The sequence below is a fragment of the Serratia nevei genome (assembly GCF_037948395.1).
Classification (GTDB): domain Bacteria; phylum Pseudomonadota; class Gammaproteobacteria; order Enterobacterales; family Enterobacteriaceae; genus Serratia; species Serratia nevei.
This window is the reverse complement of the sequence record NZ_CP149940.1, coordinates 446,413-466,829: the sequence shown is the minus strand read 5'-3', so window position 1 is coordinate 466,829 and position 20,417 is coordinate 446,413. Positions and strand designations below refer to the sequence as shown.

Here is a 20,417-nt window from a genome sequence, read left to right as displayed (position 1 = left end):
CCCTACAATGTCCCCATCAGCGCCACCACCCCGGCGGCCGCTTGCGCCAACTGCTCATCGCTCATGTCGCTCACGCCCTGCACCAGGTGCGGCGGCAGGTAATCCATGCCGGTCAGGTTAGCCAGCGCGTGGAACGGCAGCAGCAGATCCTGCACCGGATAACGGTTGTAGCCTGCCGGCGTGTAGGCCTGCGCGTTGCCGCCGGTGCTCACCACCAATTGCAGCGGCTTGCCGTGCAGTTTGGTGCCCTCGCTGCCGTAGGCGAAACCATAGGTTAATACCGCGTCCTGCCATTCGCGCAGGATCGCCGGCGAGCTGTACCAGAAAAACGGGAACATCATCACCACCGCATCGTGGCTTTCCAGCAGTGCCTGTTCGCGCGCCACGTCGATGCGGTAATCCGGGTAAGCGCGGATCAGTTCGTGCACGGTCACGTTAGGCAACGGGCGCACGGCCTCGATCAGCGCCTGGTTGATGCGCGACTCATCGGGGGTGCGGTGGGCGGTTAACACTAAAATGCGTGACATAAAGGATTCCTTGAACGTAAAGAAGATGAGGCATTTTTCCATTTCTGCCGCTTCGGGTGTAGGCTGTTCAAGGTCACTTCAATTTCAACCGAAAGTATCAACCATTATGTCGCTGCCCTTTGACGTGCACCGCCTGCTGCCGGCCTTCCTCGCCGCCGCGCAGGCGCAAAATTTCTCCGCTGCCGCCCGCCAGCTGGGCGTCACGCCGGCGGCGGTCAGCAAAAATATCCGCGCGCTGGAAGAGAAGCTGGCGCTGCGGCTGTTTCAGCGCAACACCCATAACGTGCTGCTGACCGACGAGGGCAAAGCGCTGCTGGCGCAGGTGGCGCCGCTGTGGCAGGCGTTGGCGGCGACGCTGGAAAGCGCCGGCGGCGAGCGGCAGGCGCCGGCCGGGGTGGTGCGCGTCACGATGATCCCCGGCTTCGGCCGCCAGATGCTGATGCCGTTGATCCCGCAATTTCTGGCGCGCTACCCGCAGATCGATCTCGATCTGTCGCTGGACGCCCGGGTGGTGAATCTGGTGGGCGAAGGCTTCGACGTCGGCATCGGCAGCCGGGTCGATCCCGACAGCCGGCTGGTGGCGCGCCCGCTCTACCCGATGCACATGGCGCTGGCGGCGTCGCCCGACTATCTGGCGCGGCGCGGTGAACCGCAAACGCCGCACGACCTGCTGCGGCACGACTGCCTGCTGCACCGCAACCCCAGCAACGGCCGCCACGTCAAATGGCAGCTGCGCCATCAGGGCGAAACGCTGGCGCTGGATCTGAACGGCCGATTGGTGGTGAGCCGCCCGGAAATGTTGCTGGATGCGGCGCTGGCCGGGCTGGGCATCGTCAACCTGGCGCGCTGGTACCTCGAAAAGCACTTTGAGCAGGGCACGCTGCGGCCGGTGCTGGCGGAATGCTGGCCGCGCCCGGTGCAGCTGTGGCTCTATTACGCCTCGGCGGATCTGCCGCCGCGGGTGCGCGTCTGGGTCGACTTTCTGCTGGAACATTTTCGCGATCGGCCAGTGAGCGATTGACGACTGTTCAGCTTGCGCACGCTCTTCCGATTTCCTTGTTCTACATCAAAAGAATCTCGCCAATATCTATATATAGTGCATTAAGAATTGCGAACACCTATATATAGTAGTTATCCACAAAATCATCCACACACCGCCACAGCCCTTGCGCGCTGCGGCTTTGCCCTGTGGATAAGCGAAATTTGACGGTTGCTCGCCACGCCAGGCGGGTATGAACGCTCCCTCGGGGAACAAGGAGTACAACGTGAAACCAGTAGTGATTAAGCGGGACGGTTGCCAGGTACCTTTTGACGAAGCGCGCATCGCGCAGGCCATCGAGCGCGCCGCGCTGGCGGTGGGCGTGGTCGACGCCGACTACTGCGCCACCGTCGCCCGCGTGGTCGCTCAGCGCATGGAGCAGCAGCCGCGCGTCGATATCCACGAGATCCAGCAGGCGGTGGAAAACCAGCTGATGGCCGGCGAGTACAAACAGCTGGCGCGCGCCTATATCGAATACCGCCACGATCGCGACGTGGCGCGCGAGCTGCGCGGCCGCCTGAACCAGGAAATTCGCGGCCTGGTCGAGCAGAGCAACCGCGCGCTGCTGAACGAGAACGCCAACAAGGACAGCAAGGTGATCCCCACCCAGCGCGACCTGCTGGCAGGCATCGTCGCCAAACACTACGCCAAGCAGCACATCCTGCCGCGCGACGTGGTGCTGGCCCATGAACGCGGCGAAATTCACTACCACGATCTCGACTACTCGCCGTTCTTCCCGATGTTCAACTGCATGCTGATCGATCTGAAAGGCATGCTGACCAACGGCTTCAAGATGGGCAACGCCGAAATCGAGCCGCCGAAGTCGATCTCCACCGCCACCGCCGTGACCGCGCAGATCATCGCCCAGGTCGCCAGCCATATTTATGGCGGCACCACCATCAACCGCATCGATGAAATTCTGGCGCCGTTCGTCGACGAGAGCTTCCGCAAACACCTGCAGGTGGCGGAGGAATGGCAGATCCCGGACGCCAAAGGCTATGCCATGGCGCGTACCGAGAAAGAGTGTTACGACGCCTTCCAGTCGCTGGAGTACGAGGTCAACACCCTGCACACCGCCAACGGCCAGACGCCGTTCGTCACCTTCGGTTTCGGCCTCGGCACCAGCTGGGAGTCGCGCCTGATCCAGCGCTCGATCCTGAAAAACCGCATCGCCGGGCTGGGCAAAAACCGCAAGACCGCCGTGTTCCCCAAGCTGGTGTTCGCCATCCGCGACGGTCTCAACCACCAGTACGGCGATCCGAACTACGACATCAAGCAGCTGGCGCTGGAGTGCGCCAGCAAGCGCATGTACCCGGATATCCTCAACTACGATCAGGTGGTGAAAGTCACCGGCTCGTTCAAAACGCCGATGGGCTGCCGCAGCTTCCTCGGCACCTACGAGCAGGACGGCGAACTGGTGCACGACGGCCGCAACAACATCGGCGTCATCAGCCTCAACCTGCCGCGCATCGCGCTGGAGGCGATGGGCGATGAGTCGCGCTTCTGGACGCTGCTGGATCAGCGCCTGCAGCTGGCGAAAAAGGCCCTGATGACGCGTATCGCCCGGCTGGAAGGCATCAAAGCGCGGGTGGCGCCAATCTTGTACATGGAAGGCGCCTGCGGCGTGCGGCTCAAGGCCGACGACAACATCGCCGATATCTTCAAAAACGGCCGCGCTTCAATTTCGCTGGGCTATATCGGCCTGCACGAGACCATCAACGCGCTGTTCGGCGGCGAAAATCACGTGTATGACGACGAGGCGCTGCGCGCCAAAGCGGTGGCGATCGTCGCACGGCTGCGCGCCGCCGTCGATGCCTGGAAAGACGAGACCGGCTACGGCTTCAGCCTCTACAGCACGCCGAGCGAGAACCTGTGCGATCGCTTCTGCCGGCTGGACACCGCCGATTTCGGCGTGGTGCCGGGCGTCACCGATAAGGGCTATTACACCAACAGCTTCCACCTTGACGTGGAGAAGAAGGTCAATCCGTACGACAAGCTGGACTTCGAAGCGCCCTACCCGCCGTTGGCCAGCGGCGGCTTCATCTGCTACGGCGAATACCCGAACCTGCAGCATAACCTGAAGGCGCTGGAAGACGTGTGGGACTACAGCTACAGCCGGGTGCCTTACTACGGCACCAACACGCCGATCGACGAGTGCTACGAATGCGGCTTCACCGGTGAATTCTCCTGCACCAGCAAAGGCTTCACCTGCCCGAAATGCGGCAACCACGACTCGGCCAAGGTCTCGGTCACCCGCCGGGTGTGCGGCTATCTCGGCAGCCCCGATGCCCGGCCGTTCAACGCCGGCAAGCAGGAAGAGGTGAAACGCCGGGTGAAACACCTCGGCAACGGGCAGCTCGGCTGAGAAACGCCGTGCAACCTAGGCAGAAGCCTGTTCATCAGGCGTGATTGTCGCAGCCAGTTTGCCTTCGGGCAGTGCGCACCAACCGCAGCGTACACGCAGTACGTGAGGATTGGCAGCACTGCCCGGAGGCAAAATGGCCAGTAAAATAGCCTGATGGGCAGGCCTCACATGAATTATCACCAGTACTATCCGATCGACGTCGTCAATGGCCCCGGCACCCGCTGCACGCTGTTTGTCGCCGGCTGCGTGCACCAGTGCCCCGGCTGCTACAACAAAAGTACCTGGCGGCTCAACTCCGGCCAGCCGTTTACCCCGGCGCTGGAAGAGCGCATCATCGCCGATCTGAACGATCCGCGCGTGCCGCGCCAGGGGCTGTCGCTCTCCGGCGGCGATCCGCTGCACCCGGCCAACGTGCCGAGCATCCTAAAGCTGGTGAAACGGGTGCGCGCCGAGTGCCCTGGCAAGGATATCTGGCTGTGGACCGGCTACCGGCTGGCGGAACTGGACGCACAGCAAATGCAGGTGGTGGACAGGATCAACGTGCTGATCGACGGCAAGTTCGTGCAGGATTTGAAAGACCCGGCGCTGATTTGGCGCGGCAGCAGCAACCAGGTGGTGCATAGGTTGCGTTGAGCTAGGGGTACTTGTCTCAACATGTGTTAGCCCCAGTTCAACCGGGTATGGCTACAGTATGGAGACAATCTGATGGGCGGGTCTGTGCCATGAGCGGACGTTGGTTGTACATCTGGTTGAATATAAAGTATTATTTGCTTTATTCATGAAATAGACACACTTTGAGCAAATCCACAGGCTCTGGTAAAGCCAGAGAAAGTGTGTCAGCACAATATACAAATTTCAAGCGCCGAGAGCCATACAGTCTCCCCTAAATAAATCAAATTATAGAATAAATTTTATGATTACAAGAGGCTACTTCATTGGTCAGATAATCGATGAATTGACATCAATCACAGATAAAATAAAGAACCGTGCAAAGCTAGGCCTGACAGACATTCATATCCATCTCGAAGACTTTTATAGAGACATTCTTAACATCACGCTAGATTTGAATCTAATAAATTTAAACCAAGAAAGACAGAATAGTCCTGGGCTTGACTTGGGTGACGTGGCAAAAGAGATCGCGTTTCAAATTACAGGAGACAAGAGTTCCGCGAAAGTAAATGAAACGCTTGGGAAAGCGGCATCATACAAAAAAATAAGGATACTAACTTTACAAAACAAGCAAAGTTCATACTCCATAAATGCAGAATTATCCAAGACATTTGAATTTACAGAGGATGACATTTGGGATGTAAATGACGTTCTTAATAAAGTCATGCACTTAGAGCTTGATAAACTCCAAAGGCTAAGCGAGCTCATTTCAAAAGAAGTTGCTAGAGTCACTATTGAGTTAGAAATACCTGACGAAAATGGGAAGTATCAAACTAGCATAGATAAATTCATTGAGAAAATCCCCAACGAGCGATTCAATGGCATATCTGCATATTATCATTTTCACTCAACAAAGACTGAACCGTTCGGTCTCACAGAAGAAGATTTTTTAAATGACATTGAACTTCTTATTAAAACACTCAAGAAACTACCAAGAATAACGCGGCAGTTTTTTTCAGTCATATATTCTCGTGGCGAATGGGAGGATACAGAAAAGTATATTAATCAAGACTACCTCAAAAGAATCTGCACGTTCCCCGACATGGAAGGGGAACTGAGGCTCCTAAATGAGGCTGGCTTGTGCTTTTAGCAGGAGCCCGATGATCAAGGGCAAAGCGCAACTTTCCAAATAAGGCTTCCTCGACAGGCTAAAAGCGACTATTTCTCATGTGAATTTAGCGAGTTTATAAACGTAAAAAAACTCAATCTTGAGAATGTGTTAGTAACATTGGACTTTTCAGGTTTTGAGTAAAACTCCTAACAAGTCGTTCAATAGGGACGTCTATGGCTTGCGCTAAAGACGCCTCTTAACTCCAATGTTAATGTCCGATGTTCGCTCAAAGCAGACCTTCTAGTCCAGCAAGCCTGTTTGCTCCCTGCCATGAGCGGACAAAAAGCAGTAGGAAAAAGGATAGATAAGATACAATCTCAGTCAATGATTAGGAGTCAGCTCTATTTAGAAGGTCAGAAATAGTAATTCCTCACCCGGTAAAAATCATATTATCGGGTGAGGTTGCTACGTTTCCAGATCAAGGTATCTGTGACTTACTTCCGCTTTGTTTTTCATGAATCTGAATATCAATAGCAGAATCATCACTACGTACCTCGTAGTAACGTTCAGGCTTCCGATAAACATTCACCATCTGATGGCCAGTCGAGAATGTATTCTCTTCAAGATATCTTGCATTGCCCCAAATCATCTTCTCAATTTCATTCGATCCATATTCGTAGTACGCATCACTTGCTTTCACCAGCCTCTCAATCTCAGTAACTTTGCGTAAATTTCCAATATTCTCTGTTTCAGCATCAGGCATAACAATGAACAAGTTATCGCGTGCGCGGCTGATCGCTACATTAAGAATATTCTGTTTGTTCAGGAACATCCGGGAGTCACTTGAAATGTTTGGCGGCGGATTAAGCACCGCAATAATAATATTGCATTCATCCCCTTGGAAGCCGTGTATCGTACCGACCTGAACATTTACAGTATCAGGTTTGGTAAGCCATGAATCATTCAACTTGCTCAGTATATTAGCTTGAGCGCGATAAGGAGCGATGACTCCTATACGGATTATCTCTGAATTTTTTCTCTGTATCTTCCCTGACAGCCAGCGAACAAACTCGAAAGTGAACAATGCTGAATAAGTCTGATAAGGTGTTCCGCTTTCCATTCGTTTTGCCCGGTAAATACTTTCATATTTACTGACCGGAAATTTGATGAGATTTATCGGCATAGCATCGAATTCGCAGAAACTAAACGAACAGGGAGATTCTGTCGTACGGTGATGTTGCAAGATCCCGTCATAAGTGAAACGGCTATAAACTTCACCAATTGCAGGAATACTACGGTACTGTGTTTCCAGATTGACTATCGGGTAATCATGAGGCTCTGTCGACGGCTGCGCAAAAGAACCTCGCTTATTGAGACCGACCAACGTGTAAATGTTCTCATCTTTCCATTCTTCTACAGCAACAATCGGCCCGATCTGGAAAGGATCTCCAGCGATAATGAACTTTCGTGGGTGTGTGCGGTAAAGTGGATAGATGATATTGGCTAACGAAATCATTGATGCTTCGTCAATGACGACGGTATCCCACTCCATTTCATAAAGTTTCTTACCGTACTCACCAGTAAATCCATCATAGGCGAAGCGAGCAATGGTGGTGATCGTTATAGAGCGATCCAATGCGCCGATGTTGAATGTTCTGTCCCGCCATACTCCAGCGTTTTCAATACGCACATCAACAGATGATCCGAAACGCACCAACCACTCCTGATATGAGGTATCCCCAACCATCGCCTCCATGACGCGGGTCGTCAACACATCTGCAGCCTTGTTGGTTGGCGCTAGGACAAGCACGTTTTCCTTCCCGCTACCCTTCATTCTTGGTATCAGTACTTTTTCTGCGAGATGAGTCGTCTTACCTGTTCCTGGTGGACCAAACACAAACTCAATGTCAGACGTCAGGCCCGCTTTCATCGCAAACGTTTCGCCTAATCTCAATTCCTGGAATCGTTCCAGCAACACCTGCTGCAGGAACGATGGATTCTGGACTTCAATACGTGCTTCCACCACTTCTTCCAGTGCCATCCCTTGTAAATCATCGGCAGATTCCAGTTTACCCAGTAATGAAAATTCTCTGGCCGTAAACGACTCAATATGTAACTTTCCTGTACGCCCATTACCAAAATCGAGATCCACACGTATGCCGGAAAGTTCTTCAATAGATTGCGGAATGAAGCGACTGGGTTCTTTCAGTACGATGGTTCTGGATGATTGTTCATCGTGCTCCACCTTGCCAAAGCCAATAGAAATAGTCTTACTGTCAGCATTCTTTGTTCTGGTTGCTAAGCACTCAAGTTCCAACAAAGCCAGAAACCAGCCATAACTGTAACGAGGTAATTCGTTGGCCTTGTCATATAACGTCTGCTCATGCTCCAGACAGTCAATTTCACTGGCATAACGGTCTTTGGCCAAGTCAATTTTTTTGCCGTAGTCAACCGTTTTTGGCGTGTAATCGTCTGTGTCTATACTTTCGTCGCTTTGACGATCTGCTACCGCAGAATCGTCTTTCTGCGGGCCATCCGAGTGGGTGTCCTGGATGGATGGACGGCGTCGAGCAATATCACGGATGAATGGTGAGTCGGCCGCTGGCTGATCTTTGTCAACGGGCTCCACGATGGGTTGGGATGAATCTTGCTTTTTTCGCTTAGCATCTTCAATCGCTATGCGGATTTCGTCCTCTGACAAACCGGAGTGTTCAATTGCATCCGCCAGTCTAATTTTTCTGGCTTCCTCGGGGCTTAAATGTGTCTCATCGCGAATGTGCAAAAAGTTGATGAGCATCTTTGCTTCTGCACTGACTATGTCGTATTGCTCTGCAAGCGTTTGAATCGTGATCTCTTTGGCTGAAACCCATGCTCCATCCTTATCAAGGATCCAACGGGCTGTACGCAATTTTTCTTGCTCTGCGGATTCGTAAGACTCGCTTCGATTTGTATAATAAAACCATACATGCTTGCCGCTAAGCTGGTGAATGAATTGTGGAAGTAATTTCCACAGCAGGAGTGACCGTGGCAAGTCAATATTTGCCATGATCTGCTGACAGCCATCAAGGTTTTTTTCATACAGCTTGTGCGAATGTCCCTCTAAGGATAAGTGTCGATCGCGCCGCTCTTGCCACTCAATATAGCGCTCTTCGGTGATTATTTTAGGGCGATCCGCAATTCCCAGTTTTTTGAAAAAGTCCTTGAGTGCAGGATATTCTTTTTCGCTAAACATCTCGTGGTATTTGTCCAAAAACAGAAATGGTGTTTCTGGCTTGGTCGTGAACCAGGTTTGCAAATCCTCGGTCGGCATATAGATGTCATCGGCTTTGCCATGAGAAAACTCATTTTTCCCAGCCGTTGTGTAGAGAAGAAAAGCCCTATCCTTAATAAGCTTAATAAATTCTGAAACGTCTTCGTTTTTACACTCTTTGAAGTAACGGAAGAATCGGCCGAAATGGTTGTCTGCGTTAACAGGGCTGCTGGTGCTGTTATAGGCCGGGAGGATCTTGTTGTAGATCTCATCACGCAGGCTTGGCTTCTTGATTCCAAATTTTTCAATAAACTCACGAGTGCTCTCGTCGGACAGCAATTCGGCGTTGACGGTCTTGTAGCCGTCAATATCGTCGTCTGGTAGAAACAGGATGAGTTGATTCCAGGCGTCAAAGGCCGGGATTGCCTGACCTTGCTGGTCAAGAAAGATAGGTTTATCTTTCACAAATTTTTGGTAAGAATCGCGTCCGGCAAGGTATATATAGAGTCTGTGCAGCCATTCTATTGATTGGCTGGCGATGAAGTCAGCGGTAATTTTCTTAAGGGTAGCTTCGGGATCAAGACTTGATACGATCAGATTAGGTTCTCTTATTGACCATACCCTAGCATCGCCACCGTCGATGTATTCGGCCAGGGCCTTATTAACATTTTGTACGTCTTTCTTGCCACGACTACGAAAAATCCAGCTCGCGTTCTCTGTACCCGTCAATTGCGCCAGTTGCATGTCAGAGAATAATTCAACCAGTTCACTGTCTGCTGCCCAATAGGAGCAGTTTTTTGGTGAGTAGTTGGCATTGGCGGCGGGGAGCAACGTGTCGGTCTGGAGTTTGGTTTTGATAGCAGAATAGAACGGCTTGAACGAAATTTTTCTCCGGTCGTCTAGTTCACTGAACTGACTTTCGTCATAGGGAATAATGTCAAAGATGCCATCATCGAGCAGTTTTTTATCACGAATAATGGGTAAACTATCCGCTGTAAGTTTCGCCAGCTGCTGAATCAGTTGCTGGTTATGCTTTTCTCCTGCTTTGATACCTTCACGACTATCCGTTAACAGAAATGGCGCGTGAAGGATAAATTTCAGATGCGTTATTTCTTTGGTCGGGAAAAAACAGAACGCTGGATGTTCAACAGGCTCGAGTTTCCCGTCTTCTCCAATTGCATACCCGATTGTGCAGACATTTCTGTTCGCGTGATTGTGTGTAAACAGGAGTAATTGATGAATAGCCTTACTGTCACCCACTTCTAATGTCAGCACCAGTTTTTGCGCCAGAATGTCTTCTTGCTCCAGTTCCTCTACAATTTTTTTAGTATATCTGCCAGTAGTTTCACCTACGGTAAAGGATACCGATTTTAACGTCGAAAGGAATAAGACAGGAAATTCAAGCGATTTCAATTTTTCAAAAATTTCGTTGTAGCTCTCCAGGGGCGTTTTTTCTTTATGGTCAAACGGAAAGAAAAAAACGGTATCTGAAGCATTGCGCCAATCAAGGTCAGCATTTAGCATCTGCGGCACGATGAAACGTTCGATCTTAAAACGAATTCCAGGGTCGTATATGTGTGGGGTTTGCGTGTATTGAAAGACAGCTTTAAATCCTACACCGAACTTACCTATAGACGCCTCCGTCTTACTTGAGTTAGCGATGGAGGTGATTGAATTAATATGTCCTAAAGCACCGTTGCCAGCGTCTTCACCTTCACAGTGCGGGTCAGATACGGAAAAGTGAATAGAGCCATTATGAATGAAATAAAGTCCATCTTGATCAAGGCGGAAGCTCACCGATGTTGCTCCGACATCATCTGCGTTTTGCAAAAGCTCGTAGATGAAATGCGCCTGGTCGGAATACTTGTCCACAACGCTGCGCTGGATACCACGCATTGATGGTTTTTCCAGAGTGTTAGCATTATCCGCACGATCTTGCATTAGGGCGTAAAACCATTCTTTTTCCTGTTCGGTCAATCCATCTTCATGCGATTTCATCTAAAAATTAACCTTAAAGTTTAGTTGTGCTGTGTTCATTCAAAAACAAACTCAGACGATATTCAATTCACTACTGGAGAAATAGATCCTACTTTTTTTAGTAGCATGCCCTATATAGTTGCATGAATCGACACGGGTCTAACAGACACCTCAGAGTCATTTTTGGACTGACCCCACCCCGGTAGACGATCCTGCCCTATAGTTGGACTGCCCCTTGCTCTTGCGTAGCGTATGGCTTCCAACATCCTAGAAACCTGCACGGCATCCGCACTTGCCGTACTCAGTCAAAACCGCGTTGTGTGGAACTGGCTGGCCCTTTGTAAGTATCCGCTTAACTAATCCATTCACTTTTAGAGAATTCTCAGTGAACGGTTCAGGTATCCTATAAGGCCAATGTCCGCTTTTCACTCAAAGCCGACCACCAACTGCCAGTGACCTACTCCCCGTAAACGCTGCCAGCCCAGCCCTGAACCAATCCCCCTCAACACCCCCGCCGATAACGTTCCCATATTTTCGCTTTAAATAAAGCCATTCGTTTTTCTACCTCCGAATGGCTGAGATAAACCGCGGTGCCGTTTCTTAAGCGTTCAAGGGCGGCATCCACCCTTTCACGCAACGCTTGCTCCAACAACATCGCCTCTACGTCCATTTCAGGTTTATTCCGCTGTTCCATTTCCATCTCCTCCATTGAGACAGCATCGGGTCATGAATCAGTTACACCAACCCCATCCCCACCACGCCGGTCAGCACGCCGCACAGCGCCACCAGCGCCGCCGTCAGGCACAGCGCCCGGGCGGAGAAGGCCTTGTTGAGCATCAGCAGCGAAGGCAGGCTGACTGCCGGCAGGGTCATCAGCAGCGCCAGCGCCGGGCCTGCGCCCATGCCCGCCAGCATCATGGTCTGCACGATCGGGATTTCCGCCGCGGTGGGGATAACGAACAGGCAGCCGACGATCGCCAGGCCGATGATCCACAGCAGGCTATTGTCGACGGCGCCGTCGGCATGCGGGAACAGCCAGACCCGCGCTGCCCCCAGCGCCAGCACCGCCAGCACGTAGATCGGGATGGTCGACCAAAACAGCGCCCACAGCGCTTTCCCCCAGCGGGCGAGGAACGGCCGCTCGTCGCTCTGCGCCGTCAGCACCAAAGGCTGCGGCGCGGCGGGCTGCGGGTCGTTGGCCGTCATGCGCTGCACCAGCCAGGCGATGCCCAGCACCATCACCACGCCCGCCACCAGGCGGATGGCGGCGAACGGCCAACCGAGCACAAACCCCATAAACACCAACGTCGCCGGGTTCAATACCGGGTTGGCGAGCCAAAAGGCCAGCGCGGCGCCGCTGGACACCGACTGGCGGCGCATGCCGGCGGCGACCGGCGCAGCGCAGCAGGTGCACATCATGCCCGGCAGCGCGATCAGCGCCCCCAGCACGGTGCCGGAAAAACGCCGGTGGCCAAGCGTGCGCGCCAGCCAGTCGCGCGGGATCAGCACCTGCACCAGCGAACCTAACAGCACCCCGAGCAGCGCCGCCTTCCATACTGCGGTGAAGTAGACCAGCGCGTACTGCCAGGCCGCCAGCCAGGGGCTCGCGGCGCCGTCGGCCAGGATCGATTTGCCGATCGAGTGGCTGTCCGCCGCTACGAACGCCTTGCCGTAGTAAGGCTGCCATTTGACGTAGTAGAGGCCGACGGCCACCACCAGCAGAAACAGGATCGGTTTCCACAGCGGCCAGGAGCGTGGGGCGTGTTCGGGGGCGTTCAGAGGTTGCGGCATGGTCGCGGCCAGAGTCAGTCAACAGTGGCGCCAGCATAGCGCGCCGCCGCCGCCCGTGCACGCCCGGGCTGTCCTAAATAGTTCATCTGTTCGCCACCGAGGCGTAACGCGATTGTCATCTGCGCCCGGCACCATGATGCCAACTTGAAAACCACAGGGTAGACGCCCGATGAAACGCACCGCTTCCGCCTTCATCGCACAGCCATCGGTATGACGAGGTTTTTATTATGATGGAGTTATCTAGACATCCGACCACTTATCCCACCCGCTATCAGCAGATCGCCGCGCAGCTGGAACAGGAGCTGCGCACGCAGTACCGCTGTGGCGACTACCTGCCTTCGGAACAGCAGCTGGCCGAGCGTTACCAGGTCAATCGCCACACCCTGCGCCGCGCGGTGGATCAGCTGGTGGAGCGCGGCTGGCTGCAGCGCCGCCACGGCGTCGGCATTCTGGTGCTGATGCGGCCTTACGACTATCCGCTGCACGCCAATACCCGCTTCAGCCAGAACCTGTTCGAGCAGGGCAGCCACCCCACCAGTGAGCGCTTACTCGCTGTCTTGCGCCCGTGCAATGGGCATGTCGCCAGCGCACTCTCGCGTGAAGAGGGCGAAATGGTGATCCACCTGCGCACCCTGCGCCGGGTCAACGGCGTGCCGATGAGCGTGATCGACCACTATCTGCCCGATCTGGACTGGTGGCCGGCGCTGCAGCAGTTCCACAGCGGTTCGCTGCACCAGTTTATCGAACAGCACCTCCAGCAGCCGCTGACCCGCCGCCAGACGCGCATCAGCGCGCGCCGCGCGCAGGCCAAAGAGAGCCGGCTGCTGGAGATCGCCACCCACGCGCCGCTGCTGTGCGTGCGCACCCTTAACGTCCGCAGCGGCGGCGAAGACGTGGCGGAATACTCCGTCAGCCTGGCCCGCGCCGACATGATTGAACTGACGATGGAGCACTGAATGCAAGCCTTAGAGTCGAGACAACGCTGGATGTCGGTGCTGGCGCACAGCCGGCCCGAGCAGCTGCGCAGCCACTGGCAGGCGCTGAACCTCAGCCCGTGTTACCGCAGCATCCGCGCGCCGGAGATCGGCCTGGCCCAGCTGCAGGGGCGCATGGGCGCCACCGGCCGCCGCTTCGTGCTGGGGGACATGACGGTCACCCGCGCGGTGGTGCAGCTGGACAACGGCGGCTACGGCTACAGCTATATCGCCGGGCGCGACAAGGCGCACGCCGAGCTGTGCGCGCTGGCCGATGCGCTGCTGCAACAGCCGGAACACGGCGAACGCCTGCAACAACAGCTGATCGCGCCGCTGGCCGCGCTGCAGCACGAACAGCGCCAGCTGCGCGCCCGGGCGATCGCCGCCAGCCGGGTGGACTTCTTTACGCTGGTGCGAGGGGATTAAGCCATGAGTTTATTGACCGGTTTTGAGCAACCGATAGATCAATCGCAGCACGCTTTCCGTTTGATTCTTAAAGCCTTGAGCGAACCGGGCCACCGGGTGACGCTGCCGAACGGCCCGGCCTGGGCGCCGCTGAACGCCGCCAGCACCGCCGCGCTGCTGACGCTGGCCGATCAGGAAACGCCGCTGCAGCTGTGCGCGGCGCTAAAAAGTGAGCAAGTGCTAACAAACATTCGTTTTCACAGCGGTGCGCCGCTGGCCACCACGGCGCAGGAGGTCTGTTTTGCCCTGTTCGATGAGCAGTTGCAGGCCGCCGATCTGCAGGCGTTGCCGCACGGCACGGAAATCTCGCCGGAGTTCGGCGCCACGGTCATCGTGCAGCTCAGCGAGCTGGAGAACGGCGCCGCGCTGCGCCTGACCGGCCCCGGCATCGAGAGCCAACGCCTGATTGCGCCACGCCTGCCGCCGGCGCTGCTGGATTATTTGGTCAACCGCCCGCAGCGCTTCCCGCTGGGGCTGGATATCTTGCTGACCTGCGGCGATCGCCTGCTGGCGATCCCGCGGACCACCCGCGTGGAGGTGTGCTGATGTACGTAGCGGTAAAAGGGGGCGAAAAAGCCATTGAGGCCGCCCATCAGCTGCAGGAACAGCTGCGGCGCGGCGACGACGCGCTGCTGGCGATCGGCGCGGAACAAATCGAACAGCAGCTGGGGCTGGCGGTGGATCGGGTGATGACCGAAGGCGGCATCTACGATCGCGAGCTGGCGGCGCTGGCCATCAAACAGGCCAGCGGCGATCTGGTGGAGGCGATCTTCCTGCTGCGCGCCTACCGCACCACCCTGCCGCGCCTGGCGGTCAGCGAGCCGCTGGCCAGCGAAAACATGCGGCTGGAGCGGCGCATCTCGGCGGTTTACAAGGACTTGCCCGGCGGGCAGGTGCTGGGGCCGACCTACGACTACACCCACCGGCTGCTGGACTTCGCGCTGCTGGCGGAAGGCGAGGCGCCGCGTGCGCCGCAGGCCGACGAACCGCTGCCGGACAACTGCAGCCACGTGTTCGATCTGTTGTGTCGCCAGCAGCTGGCGCGCGAGGAACAGGACGACGGCAGCACGCCGGACGACATCACCCGCAACCCGCCGGTTTACCCCTGCTCGCGCTCGGCGCGCCTGCAGCAGCTGGTGCGCGGCGACGAAGGTTTTCTGCTGGCGCTCGGCTACGCCACCCAGCGCGGCTACGGCCGCAACCACCCGTTCGCCGGCGAGATCCGCACCGGCCACGTTTCGGTGGAGATCGTGCCTGAAGAGCTCGGTTTCGCCATCGATATCGGCGAAATCCTGCTGACCGAGTGCGAAATGGTCAACGGCTTCGTCGATCCCAAGGACCATCCGCCGCACTTCACCCGCGGTTACGGGCTGGTGTTCGGCCGCGCCGAACGCAAGGCGATGGCGATGGCGTTGGTGGACCGCGCATTGCAGAGCCCCGACTACGGCGAAGGCGTCGCCGGCCCGGCGCAGGACGAAGAGTTCGTGCTGGCCCACGCCGACAACGTCGAGGCCGCCGGCTTCGTCTCCCATCTCAAGCTGCCGCACTACGTCGACTTCCAGGCCGAACTGGAGCTGCTCAAGCGGCTGCGACAGGAATACAGCGAGCGTCAGGAGGCCCGCGATGAGTGAAGTATTGACCGGCTATAACCTCGGTTATCTGGACGAGCAGACCAAGCGCATGATCCGCCGCGCCATCCTGAAGGCGGTGGCAATCCCCGGCTATCAGGTGCCGTTCGGCGGCCGCGAGATGCCGATGCCCTACGGCTGGGGCACCGGCGGCATTCAGCTCACCGCCAGCGTTATCGGCCGCGCCGACGTGCTGAAGGTGATCGACCAGGGCGCCGACGACACCACCAACGCGGTGTCGATCCGCCGCTTCTTCCAGCGCGTCGCCGGGGTGGAAACCACCGAACGCACGCCGGAGGCCACGCTGATCCAGACCCGTCACCGTATTCCGGAAACCGCGCTGCGCGAAGACCAGATCCTGATCTATCAGGTGCCGATCCCGGAGCCGCTGCGCTTTATCGAGCCGCGCGAAACCGAGACCCGCAAGATGCACGCGCTGGAGGAGTACGGCGTGATGCAGGTGAAGCTGTATGAAGACATCGCGCGCTACGGCCATATCGCCACCACCTACGCCTACCCGGTGAAGGTCAACGATCGCTACGTGATGGATCCTTCGCCGATCCCGAAATTCGACAACCCGAAAATGCACATGATGCCGGCGCTGCAGCTGTTCGGCGCCGGGCGCGAGAAACGCATCTACGCCCTGCCGCCTTTCACCAAGGTGGAGAGCCTGGACTTCGACGACCATCCGTTCAGCGTGCAGCAGTGGGACGAACCCTGTGCGCTGTGCGGCTCGCGCCACAGCTACCTGGACGAGGTGGTGCTCGACGATCGGGGCAACCGCATGTTCGTCTGTTCGGACACCGACTACTGCCGGCAGCAGCTGGCGCAATCTTCGCAAGAGGCGCAGCACTGATGACTTCCACCCCTTTGAGCACCACTCCGCTGCTGTCGGTGAACCGGCTTACCCACCTGTACGCCCCCGGCAAGGGCTTCAGCGACGTGTCGTTCGACATCTACCCCGGTGAAGTGCTGGGCATCGTCGGCGAATCCGGCTCCGGCAAAACCACGCTGCTGAAATCGATCTCGGCGCGGCTGGCGCCGCAGCGCGGGCAGATCCTTTACCGCCCGCAGGCGGGCCAGGAACAGGATCTGTACGCCATGGCGGAGAGCGATCGCCGCCGCCTGCTGCGCACCGACTGGGGCGTGGTGCACCAGCACCCGCTCGACGGGCTGCGGCCGCAGGTCTCCGCCGGCGGCAACATCGGCGAGCGGCTGATGGCCATCGGCCAGCGCCACTATGGCGACATTCGCCGCCAGGCCGGCCAGTGGCTGGAAGACGTCGAAATCCCGCTGTCGCGCCTCGACGATCTGCCGACCACCTTCTCCGGCGGCATGCAGCAGCGGCTGCAGATCGCCCGCAACCTGGTCACCCACCCCAAACTGGTGTTTATGGATGAGCCGACCGGCGGGCTGGACGTGTCGGTGCAGGCGCGCCTGCTCGATCTGCTGCGCAATCTGGTGGTGGAAATGCAGCTGGCGGCGGTGATCGTCACCCACGATCTCGGCGTGGCGCGGCTGCTGGCCCACCGCCTGCTGGTGATGAAACAGGGCGAAGTGGTGGAGAGCGGCCTGACCGACCGGGTGCTGGACGATCCGCACCATCCCTACACCCAGCTGCTGGTTTCTTCGGTGCTGTCGTAACCCAAGGCGATAACAGATGACTATGCAAATCCGAGTTGAACATCTCAGTAAAACCTTTGTGCTGCACCAGCAGTACGGCACCCGCCTGCCGGTGCTGCACGACGCCAACCTGACGGTCCACGGCGGCGAATGCGTGGTGCTGCACGGCCACTCCGGCAGCGGCAAATCCACCCTGCTGCGCTCGCTGTACGCCAATTACCTGCCGGACAGCGGCCATATCTGGATCAACCACCAGGGCGACTGGCTGGACATGGTCAGCGCCGACGCGCGCCAAATTCTGGCGGTGCGCCGCCATACGCTGGGCTGGGTCAGCCAGTTCCTGCGGGTGATCCCGCGCATCAGCGCGCTGGAGGTGGTGATGCAGCCGTTGCTGGAACAGGGCGTCGAGCGCGCCGAGTGCCGCGAACGCGCCGAAGCGCTGCTCGCTGCGCTCAACGTGCCGCAGCGCCTGTGGCCGCTGGCGCCGTCCACCTTCTCCGGCGGCGAGCAGCAGCGGGTGAACATCGCGCGCGGCTTTATCGTCGATTACCCCATTCTGTTGCTGGATGAACCGACCGCCTCGCTCGACAGCCGCAACAGCGCGGCGGTGGTGCAGCTTATCGAACGCGCCAAGGCGCGCGGCGCGGCGATCGTCGGCATTTTTCACGATGAAGGCGTCCGCCAACAGGTCGCCGACCGGCTTTATGACATGCAGGCGCCGCAGGCGCTGGAGGCCCTCTGATGATCGTCAATAACGTTAAGCTGGTGCTGGATGACCAGGTGGTGCAAGGCTCGCTGGAGATGCAGGACGGCGTGATCCGCAGCTTCGCCGACGGCCCGAGCCGGCTGCCGCAGGCGCTGGACGGCGACGGCGGCTGGCTGCTGCCGGGGCTGATCGAGCTGCATACCGACAACCTGGACAAGTTCTTTACCCCGCGCCCGAACGTTGACTGGCCGGCCCATTCGGCGATGAGCAGCCACGACGCGCTGATGGTGGCCAACGGCATCACCACGGTACTGGACGCGGTGGCGATCGGCGACGTGCGCGACGGCGGCCACCGGCTGGAAAACCTGCAGAAGATGATCGACGCAGTGATCCACAGCCAGCGCGCCGGGGTGAACCGCGCCGAGCACCGGCTGCACCTGCGCTGCGAGCTGCCGCACGAGAGCACCCTGCCGCTGTTCGAACAGCTGATGGACAAGCCGGGCGTGTCGCTGGTGTCGCTGATGGACCACTCGCCGGGCCAGCGCCAGTTCGCCTCGCGCGAAAAATACCGCGAATATTATCAGGGTAAATATCACCTCAACGACCAGCAGATGAGCGAGTACGAGGAGCAGCAGGTCGCCCTGTCCGCCCGCTGGGCAGCGCCGAACCGCGAGGCGATCGCCGCCCACTGCCGCGCGCGCCGCATCTCGCTGGCCAGCCATGACGACGCCACCGCCGCACACGTGGCCGAGTCCTGCGCGCTGGGCAGCGCCATTGCCGAGTTCCCCACCACCGAGGCGGCCGCCCGCGCCTCGCACCAGCAGGGCCTGCAGGTGCTGATGGGCGCGCCGAACATCGTGCGCGGCGGTTCTCACTCCGGCAACGTGGCGGCGCACCACCTGGCGGCGCTGGGGGTGCTGGATATTCTCTCTTCCGATTATTACCCGGCCAGCCTGCTGGACGCGGCGTTTCGCCTCGCGGCGGACGAGCGCAACGCCTACGATCTGCCCCAGGCGGTGCGCATGATCACCCGCAACCCGGCGCGGGCGCTGGATCTGCAGGATCGCGGCACCCTCGCCGAAGGGCTGCGGGCGGATCTGGTGCTGGCGCGGCCGCACGGCGAGCACGTTTACGTGCAGAACGTGTGGCGCCAGGGCAGGCAGGTGTTCTGATGGCGCGGCTCATCTACCTGATGGGGCCTTCCGGCGCAGGCAAGGACAGCCTGCTGGCCGCGTTGCGGGCCGACGCCGACCGCGCGCCGCTGGTGGCGCACCGTTACATCACCCGGCCGGCGGACGCCGGCTGCGAGAATCACATCGCGCTGAGCGAACCGGAATTTCTGCGCCGCCGCGCCAAGGGGTTGTTCGCGCTCGACTGGCAGGCGCACCAGCAGCGCTATGCGTTCGGGATCGAGGTGGATCTTTGGCTGCTGCAGGGGATCGACGTGGCGGTCAACGGTTCGCGCGCCCACCTGCCGCAGGCGCAGCAGCGCTATGGTGCGCAGCTGCTGCCGGTGTGCCTGCAGGTCAGCACCGGGATCCTGCGCCGGCGCCTGCAGGATCGCGGGCGAGAAAGCGCCGAACAGATCGAGCAGCGGCTGGCGCGGGCGGCAGAATATCAGCAGAGTCTGCCCGCCGGCTGCCGGGTGCTGCACAACGATGGCCCACTCGACGACACCCTGGCGGCGCTGCTGGCGCTGCTGCCCACCCCTACCCGACAAGCTCAGGATGCGACGCCATGAACGACTTTGCCCAGCCGAAAATCGGCGACAACGTGACCCTTAACCGCACCCGGCTCGGCCAGTATGTGCATCTGGCCGACGATGCGATCCTGGAAGAGGTGGAGATGGGGGACTACTCCTACACCGCCGGGCACAACCAGATTTTTTACGCCACTATCGGCAAGTTCGTCTCCATCGCCTCCTATGCGCGCATCAATCCCGGCAACCACCCGACCTACCAGCGCATCGCGCAGCACCACTTTACCTACCGCGCCTCTGAATACGGGCTGGGGGAAGACGACGCGGCGTTCTTCGACTGGCGGCGCGAGCACCACGTCACCGTCGGCCACGACGTGTGGATCGGCCATAACGCCATTCTGATGCCGGGCGTCAGCGTCGGCAACGGCGCGGTGATCGGCAGCGCGGCGGTGGTCACCAAGGACGTGGAGCCTTACAGCATCGTCGCCGGCGTGGCGGCCAAGAAGATCGGCATGCGCTTTGACGACGCGCTGATAGAACGCATCGAACGCAGCCAGTGGTGGCACTGGGATCACGCCACGCTGCAGGCGCGGCTGGCAGATTTTCGCGACATCAACCGCTTCGCGGAGAAATACCTTTAACGGAGGGGGAGC

The 20,417-nt window shown here is 57.9% G+C and carries 18 protein-coding genes; 14 read left to right on the top strand and 4 right to left on the bottom strand.

From position 1 onward, the window contains the following. Positions 1 to 2: 2 nt before the first annotated feature. Positions 3 to 527: an NAD(P)H-dependent oxidoreductase gene (locus V8N38_RS02160; RefSeq protein WP_060427301.1), complete on the bottom strand. Its 525-nt coding sequence runs from the start codon at positions 525 to 527 to the stop codon at positions 3 to 5. Between the two features lie 106 nt (positions 528 to 633). Here V8N38_RS02160 and V8N38_RS02155 point away from each other — a divergent pair, with 106 nt between their 5' ends. From V8N38_RS02155 to V8N38_RS02140, 4 genes are all read left to right on the top strand, one after another. Then, positions 634 to 1,548: a LysR family transcriptional regulator gene (locus V8N38_RS02155; protein ID WP_060431034.1), complete on the top strand. Its 915-nt coding sequence runs from the start codon at positions 634 to 636 to the stop codon at positions 1,546 to 1,548. A gap of 244 nt (positions 1,549 to 1,792) precedes the next feature. Next, complete coding sequence (nrdD, locus tag V8N38_RS02150) at positions 1,793 to 3,931, top strand: anaerobic ribonucleoside-triphosphate reductase (RefSeq protein ID WP_015376445.1); 2,139 nt, start codon at positions 1,793 to 1,795, stop codon at positions 3,929 to 3,931. A gap of 168 nt (positions 3,932 to 4,099) precedes the next feature. Continuing rightward, the gene (gene nrdG, locus V8N38_RS02145; protein ID WP_147839681.1) at positions 4,100 to 4,564 is read left to right on the top strand and encodes an anaerobic ribonucleoside-triphosphate reductase-activating protein; all 465 of its coding nucleotides are present in this window, start codon (positions 4,100 to 4,102) and stop codon (positions 4,562 to 4,564) included. A 280-nt stretch (positions 4,565 to 4,844) separates the two neighbouring features. Then, on the top strand, positions 4,845 to 5,690 hold the full coding sequence (locus V8N38_RS02140; protein ID WP_147839680.1) for an SMEK domain-containing protein: 846 nt from the start codon (positions 4,845 to 4,847) through the stop codon (positions 5,688 to 5,690). Between the two features lie 439 nt (positions 5,691 to 6,129). On the opposite strand, the gene V8N38_RS02135 is transcribed toward V8N38_RS02140, so the two are convergent. The 3 genes from V8N38_RS02135 to V8N38_RS02125 all read right to left on the bottom strand — a co-directional run bounded on the left by V8N38_RS02135 (position 6,130) and on the right by V8N38_RS02125 (position 12,669). After that, positions 6,130 to 10,899, bottom strand: a complete 4,770-nt coding sequence (locus V8N38_RS02135) for a DEAD/DEAH box helicase (RefSeq protein WP_147839679.1) — start codon at positions 10,897 to 10,899, stop codon at positions 6,130 to 6,132. 481 nt (positions 10,900 to 11,380) lie between these two features. Beyond that, the gene (locus V8N38_RS02130; RefSeq protein WP_147839678.1) at positions 11,381 to 11,572 is read right to left on the bottom strand and encodes a hypothetical protein; all 192 of its coding nucleotides are present in this window, start codon (positions 11,570 to 11,572) and stop codon (positions 11,381 to 11,383) included. Between the two features lie 41 nt (positions 11,573 to 11,613). Continuing rightward, positions 11,614 to 12,669, bottom strand: coding sequence for a permease (locus tag V8N38_RS02125; RefSeq protein WP_147839677.1), 1,056 nt, complete (start codon positions 12,667 to 12,669; stop codon positions 11,614 to 11,616). Positions 12,670 to 12,896: 227 nt separating this feature from the next. On the opposite strand from V8N38_RS02125, the gene phnF reads away from it, so the two are divergent. The 10 genes from phnF to V8N38_RS02075 are packed head-to-tail and all read left to right on the top strand — an operon-like array spanning position 12,897 to position 20,405. Next, entirely contained in the window at positions 12,897 to 13,625 is a 729-nt protein-coding gene (gene phnF / locus V8N38_RS02120; RefSeq protein WP_015376439.1) for a phosphonate metabolism transcriptional regulator PhnF, read from the top strand. Further along, positions 13,626 to 14,069, top strand: a complete 444-nt coding sequence (phnG, locus tag V8N38_RS02115) for a phosphonate C-P lyase system protein PhnG (protein WP_033652776.1) — start codon at positions 13,626 to 13,628, stop codon at positions 14,067 to 14,069. Positions 14,070 to 14,072: 3 nt separating this feature from the next. Beyond that, complete coding sequence (gene phnH / locus V8N38_RS02110; RefSeq protein WP_147839676.1) at positions 14,073 to 14,654, top strand: phosphonate C-P lyase system protein PhnH; 582 nt, start codon at positions 14,073 to 14,075, stop codon at positions 14,652 to 14,654. Next, on the top strand, positions 14,654 to 15,739 hold the full coding sequence (locus tag V8N38_RS02105; RefSeq protein WP_147839675.1) for a carbon-phosphorus lyase complex subunit PhnI: 1,086 nt from the start codon (positions 14,654 to 14,656) through the stop codon (positions 15,737 to 15,739). Before phnH ends, V8N38_RS02105 begins: the two co-directional genes overlap by 1 nt. Beyond that, positions 15,732 to 16,592, top strand: a complete 861-nt coding sequence (locus V8N38_RS02100; RefSeq protein ID WP_004933420.1) for an alpha-D-ribose 1-methylphosphonate 5-phosphate C-P-lyase PhnJ — start codon at positions 15,732 to 15,734, stop codon at positions 16,590 to 16,592. Before V8N38_RS02105 ends, V8N38_RS02100 begins: the two co-directional genes overlap by 8 nt. After that, a complete protein-coding gene (phnK, locus tag V8N38_RS02095) occupies positions 16,592 to 17,380 on the top strand; it encodes a phosphonate C-P lyase system protein PhnK (RefSeq protein WP_038879071.1) in 789 nt (262 codons plus the stop codon). The genes V8N38_RS02100 and phnK overlap by 1 nt, the downstream gene beginning before the upstream one ends. Before the next feature lie 16 nt (positions 17,381 to 17,396). Then, entirely contained in the window at positions 17,397 to 18,101 is a 705-nt protein-coding gene (phnL, locus tag V8N38_RS02090) for a phosphonate C-P lyase system protein PhnL (RefSeq protein WP_047729228.1), read from the top strand. Beyond that, positions 18,101 to 19,237: an alpha-D-ribose 1-methylphosphonate 5-triphosphate diphosphatase gene (gene phnM, locus V8N38_RS02085; RefSeq protein ID WP_015376433.1), complete on the top strand. Its 1,137-nt coding sequence runs from the start codon at positions 18,101 to 18,103 to the stop codon at positions 19,235 to 19,237. Before phnL ends, phnM begins: the two co-directional genes overlap by 1 nt. After that, the gene (phnN, locus tag V8N38_RS02080) at positions 19,237 to 19,806 is read left to right on the top strand and encodes a ribose 1,5-bisphosphokinase (RefSeq protein ID WP_147839674.1); all 570 of its coding nucleotides are present in this window, start codon (positions 19,237 to 19,239) and stop codon (positions 19,804 to 19,806) included. The genes phnM and phnN overlap by 1 nt, the downstream gene beginning before the upstream one ends. After that, positions 19,803 to 20,405, top strand: a complete 603-nt coding sequence (locus tag V8N38_RS02075) for a DapH/DapD/GlmU-related protein (RefSeq protein ID WP_049198721.1) — start codon at positions 19,803 to 19,805, stop codon at positions 20,403 to 20,405. The genes phnN and V8N38_RS02075 overlap by 4 nt, the downstream gene beginning before the upstream one ends. Positions 20,406 to 20,417: the final 12 nt, after the last annotated feature.